4 protein-coding genes and 1 pseudogene are annotated in these 4326 nt (G+C 67.8%); 4 read left to right on the forward strand and 1 reads right to left on the reverse strand.

Annotated features, from left to right (window positions below; translation table 11 throughout):
* Positions 1-683: hypothetical protein (locus MJ797_RS08935; protein ID WP_239333611.1), on the forward strand; the 683-nt coding region annotated here is incomplete at its 5' end.
* The gene (locus MJ797_RS08940; RefSeq protein WP_239333613.1) at positions 680-1615 is read left to right on the forward strand and encodes a hypothetical protein; all 936 of its coding nucleotides are present in this window, start codon (positions 680-682) and stop codon (positions 1613-1615) included. The genes MJ797_RS08935 and MJ797_RS08940, both read left to right, overlap by 4 nt.
* Before the next feature lie 502 nt (positions 1616-2117).
* Here the strand turns inward: MJ797_RS08940 and MJ797_RS08945 are convergent.
* A pseudogene (locus MJ797_RS08945) lies at positions 2118-2489 on the reverse strand (dihydrofolate reductase family protein); the annotation flags it as partial.
* Positions 2490-3346: 857 nt separating this feature from the next.
* Between MJ797_RS08945 and MJ797_RS08950 the strand changes: the two are divergent.
* Both MJ797_RS08950 and MJ797_RS08955 read left to right on the forward strand, forming a co-directional pair.
* Positions 3347-3982 carry a Uma2 family endonuclease gene (locus tag MJ797_RS08950; RefSeq protein WP_239333617.1) on the forward strand — a complete coding sequence of 212 codons (636 nt, stop codon included), beginning with the start codon at positions 3347-3349 and terminating at the stop codon, positions 3980-3982.
* 59 nt (positions 3983-4041) lie between these two features.
* Positions 4042-4275 (forward strand): hypothetical protein, encoded by a 234-nt coding sequence (locus MJ797_RS08955; RefSeq protein ID WP_239333619.1) that lies wholly within the window; start codon positions 4042-4044, stop codon positions 4273-4275.
* The last annotated feature ends 51 nt before the right edge of the window (positions 4276-4326 follow it).

Consider the following 4326-nt stretch of genomic DNA (forward strand, 5'->3'; position numbering starts at 1 on the left):
AACTGGAACTACACGATCAAGGCCTTGCCGGACCAGGACGCGACACGCCCGAACAGCCGGGAGTAATTTTTACGCGAGCCATTAACTGGAGTCCCCTGGTCGTGATCCCACCCCTGGTTGGTCAGCCGCCGCACCTACCTCCCGGCCGGTACCGGGCGGCCCTCGACGAGGTCTTGGAGCGTTTCGTGGACGGCTTCCCCGGATCGTCGACCCGCCGGGAGATCTGGGACGGCTTCGTCGCCTACCTGCGGATCTGGGCCGACATCGAGGAGCGGATGCGGCCTCATCTCGGGGACGACGCGCTGCTGAGCGTGGTATGGCTCGCGGGCAGCTTCATCTCGGAGAAGCTCGATCCACACAACCTGGACCTGTCGGTGATGGTCGGTTACGACGCCATCCAGAAGTGCAAGGGCAAGCCGGGCGCCAAGAAGCTCGTCGAACTGGCGAACCGGGAGAAGATGCTGAAGCAGTTCCGGCTCAGCCCGATCCTGATCCGCTACCGCTACGTGCAGAGTCCGTTCCGGCTTCAGAACCTGGCCCCGGGGCCGGAGCTCGACTACGCGCTGAACCGTGGGGCGTTCGACGACTTCTGGCAGAGAACCCGGCCGGTCGGCGAGCCTAAAGGCCCGCCGACCAAGGAGAGCGGCGCGCTGAGCCGCGGCTACCTGGAGGTGGAAGTATGAGACGAGACAATCTTGAACGGTTGTCCAGTCCAGCCGCCCGCCGGATGGCCGACGACTACCTCAGCCAGGCCGGCGACGATGCCGACGCGTCCGATGTCGATCTCGTCGAGGCGCTGGACCGCAGCTTCGCGGAAGCGCTGTCCGCCTACGATCCGGACGCGGTGACCGCCCGGTTCCTGTCGCTGAGGTTCAGCGGGGACAGGGTCAACGGCCGGCTGCCCGAACGGATCGTCGAGGAGGTCCTCGCCGCGTTCCGCAAGGAGCTCAGCGCAGCGATGCCTTCGGCGAGCCAGGCCGACCTCCAGCTCGACCTCGTCGGCTTCTCGCGGGGCAGCGCGGTGCTCCACCTCGCCCCTGCCCCCGTTCCCGCCGAGCCGGCGGATGAGGGCAGCCAGCTCGCGCTTCCCATGGCGGACCCCGTTGACAGCGCGGTCCGCTCTGTCGCGGACCTGCACGACGCGGCCGAAGGCCAGCAGGACATGCGACGGTTCGCCGACAGGACGGACCTGCTCCACGCCTTCGTCGCCCTGACCGATGCGCTGGAACGACACGATGTCGACCTAGACGTGATCTGGCGGTCCTCGTCCGGCACCAGCCGCCGGGCCACGCTCACGGAGCTCGGCCGCGCGCATGTCCGCAGGAACCTCGAACGGCGAGAGTCGGTCGACCAGCGTTTCTTCACGGGACGCGTCGTCGAACTCAACATCAACGGTTCGTTCTCCCTCAAGCTCGGTGTCGCGAAGAACAGCCCGCGCATCGACGTTGATGTGAACAGCGAGGAACGCCTCCTCAGTCTCGGCCTGGGACTCGGCGAGACCATCACCGTCACCGTCTCCCGCGCCGTCGAACACACCAACCTGGGAATCACCTCGAAGAGCCGGTACAGCCTGCTCTCAGTCGACTCACGTTTCACGAGTGTCGACGGGCCGTAACAGGCAGATTTCTTCCGGTGGGTCGACTCGTTCAGATCTGGAGAACCTCCGCAAACGCTTGCTCATCGGCGCAGGCACTGCGCGCAGCCTGGTCGCGCAGTTGCGCAGCGACACCGAGGCAACGTTCGGCACTCGGCACCAGCCAGCAGCGGGACAGCTTGACACCGTCGAGCACCCACGGCTGACCGGAGGACGCGGGCGACATCTGGGTCGACAGCGAGTCGCTGTGGCCCGCCGGCCTCGCGGTGCTGCTCGCGGAACCGCCGGGTGGGTGAGAGCTGCTGGGCGGCGGCCATGTGGGTGGCGAGGATGCGGTCTCGCCGCTGGCCTCGCCGTCGCCTGTGCCTGCCGGTCGTGGTCTGCGCGGTCACGGCGATGACAGCGATGACAGCGATGACGGTCCTGCCTAGCTAGGGCGACAGGGTCTGCCAGACCATTGCGTACGGCGCCGACCTGGAGGATTCACCGCCGACAACACAGACCCATCTGGTGCGGGCCGGCTTCAGTCGTCGCGCCCGGCACCGCGATCGGGTGCGCTCATGTCTCCCGTCCCAGGCGTGCCACGCAGGTACGCGGTGCCCTTCGGAGCGGCTGCCGGCGGTTCGAGGAGCGTGACGTTTGTGGGCACCGCGCCGCCGTCGAACACCTTCTTCCCGACGCCGAGCACGATCGGGTGCACCCAGAGGTCGAGACGGTCGAAGAGCTTCTCGCGCAGGAGGGTCTGCACCAGGTTCAGGCTCCCGACGACCTTCACGTGCTCGTGCCGGGCACGGATCTCGCGCACTGCGCCGGCCAGATCCGGGCCGAGCTGCGTGGACTCGGCCCACAAGAGGCCGGGCTTGCCGCGGGAGGCCACGTACTTCGGGACGCTGTTGGGTCGACGTCACCGAGGTGTCGGGTCCTGCGGACGACAGACAGGCGAGCAGGCTCGTGGACGGGGTGGACGCTGCCATAGCGGGCAATTGCACGTTGCTCTCAGTGAAGGAGTAAAGCGGCACCGGAAGCGGCTGCCCGTTGCGCGTGCTGACCTCGGGCTGCGTCTGGCGGCACCTGCTGTCGTCGTCCGGGCTAATCGCCGCCGACGGCGCACCGCCGCTTCCATGCCTGGACCTAGCGGGCTGCGGCCCCGGCTGCACCGGGCGGCGGCGCTGCTCAGCCGGTCCACCACAGGCGTCCTACCAGCTACAACGCCCCCGAATGGAGGCGGTTCGCGCAACGGCAACCTGGACGTCCAAGCGGGGCTCGAACCGGCTGCCGAGGCGCTGACCAGCACCGATCCAAGCGCCTGGTCTCCAAGCGGTAGATCGCAAACCGCATTCGCGCAGGCCAGAAACATGATCAATAATGTGGTGGGGCGGGTGGGGCTCGAACCCACGACCGGAGGATTATGAGGACTATTCGGCTTAGAGCGCCCGGCAATAGGGGCGTGCTGAGCTGCATAGATGCAGCTCGCGCGGCACAGTCGGTGGCCGAGTACGCCGCTGTAAGGAGGTCGGTTGATCCGCGCTCCTGTGCGGGACGTCCCAGCGTTTGGTGGTGATCGCCGGCGGTGCCGTCAGGCTCGGTCCGGGTGGGCGCTGCCTAGGGCCGGCTGAACGGGCGCGGCACTGCGAGGCTGTGTCCTGATGCGGTGCGCGCACGCGGCCGTGCGCCTGGGATCTACGCTGGGACGAGTGGACCGCGGTCCACCGACGTCGTGGACGTCCGACGAGCAGACCTGGCCGGGAGGCGATGGTGACGACGGCCCTGCCGGAGGACAGCTGGCTGCGTGACCTGCGCCCGCAGCCCGCGCGCGTGACAGCCGCGGAGTATGAGGCGCTATCGGAGGAACTCGCACGGGCAATCGAGATCGTCGACGGCTACATCGTGTTCTGCGAGGCCCCCACCCCGGATCACCAGACCGCCGGCCGGCGGCTGGCCAACCTCCTGGAGCGGCACGCCCGGGACGCGGTGAAGTCAGGCCGGTTCGGCTGCCTGACGGTCAACAACGACGTGGACCTGCGGCTCCGCGACGTCCCACTGCTCAACCGCCGGCCCGACGTCATCCTCTACCGCTGCCTCGACCGCGACCGCGGCGAACGGCTCCGCGCCGAGCACGCCCTGCTCGTCATCGAGATCGTCTCGCCCGGCTCGGAGACTCAGGACACCACCGACAAGCTCGGCGAGTACGCCCGCGCGGGTATCCCGCACTACTGGATCACCAGGCTCGACAACGACGGCGTCACCAGCATCGAACGCTACGCACTCGACCGCGCCAGCATGCTCTACAAACACCTCGGCACCTTCATGAAGGACGAGGCCAGCGGCCCTCCCGAGATCACCAACCCCATCCCGATCACCATCACCTGGGACGACCTGACCTTCTGACCTACATCCGCCAGTAGCGCTGTCGAAGATCGTTGACGGCTCAGGATGGGCTGGCCGGCGTGGCGCACCAGCCGGCCGGGGACCAGGAGCAGGTCGCGGCGGAGACGGGCGGCGTGCGCGCGGCCGGTGTGCTGGTCGTAGCCGGTGATGGCCTGCAGCAACGCGGAGATCCAGCCGGCGAGGATCGCCGCCCACATCCGGGAGTGCCCGAACAACGGTGTGACAGCCAGCGCCAGCGGGCCGTTTCCGCAGGTGGAGGCCCCGTTGTTGACAGCTACCGGAAGATCCTCTGATAGTCCCACAGCCGCAAGATCGAAAAGAATAAGAGCGCCCGACAATAGGGA

It is taken from the genome of Protofrankia sp. CiP3 (assembly GCF_917627345.1).
GTDB lineage: Bacteria > Actinomycetota > Actinomycetes > Frankiales > Frankiaceae > Protofrankia.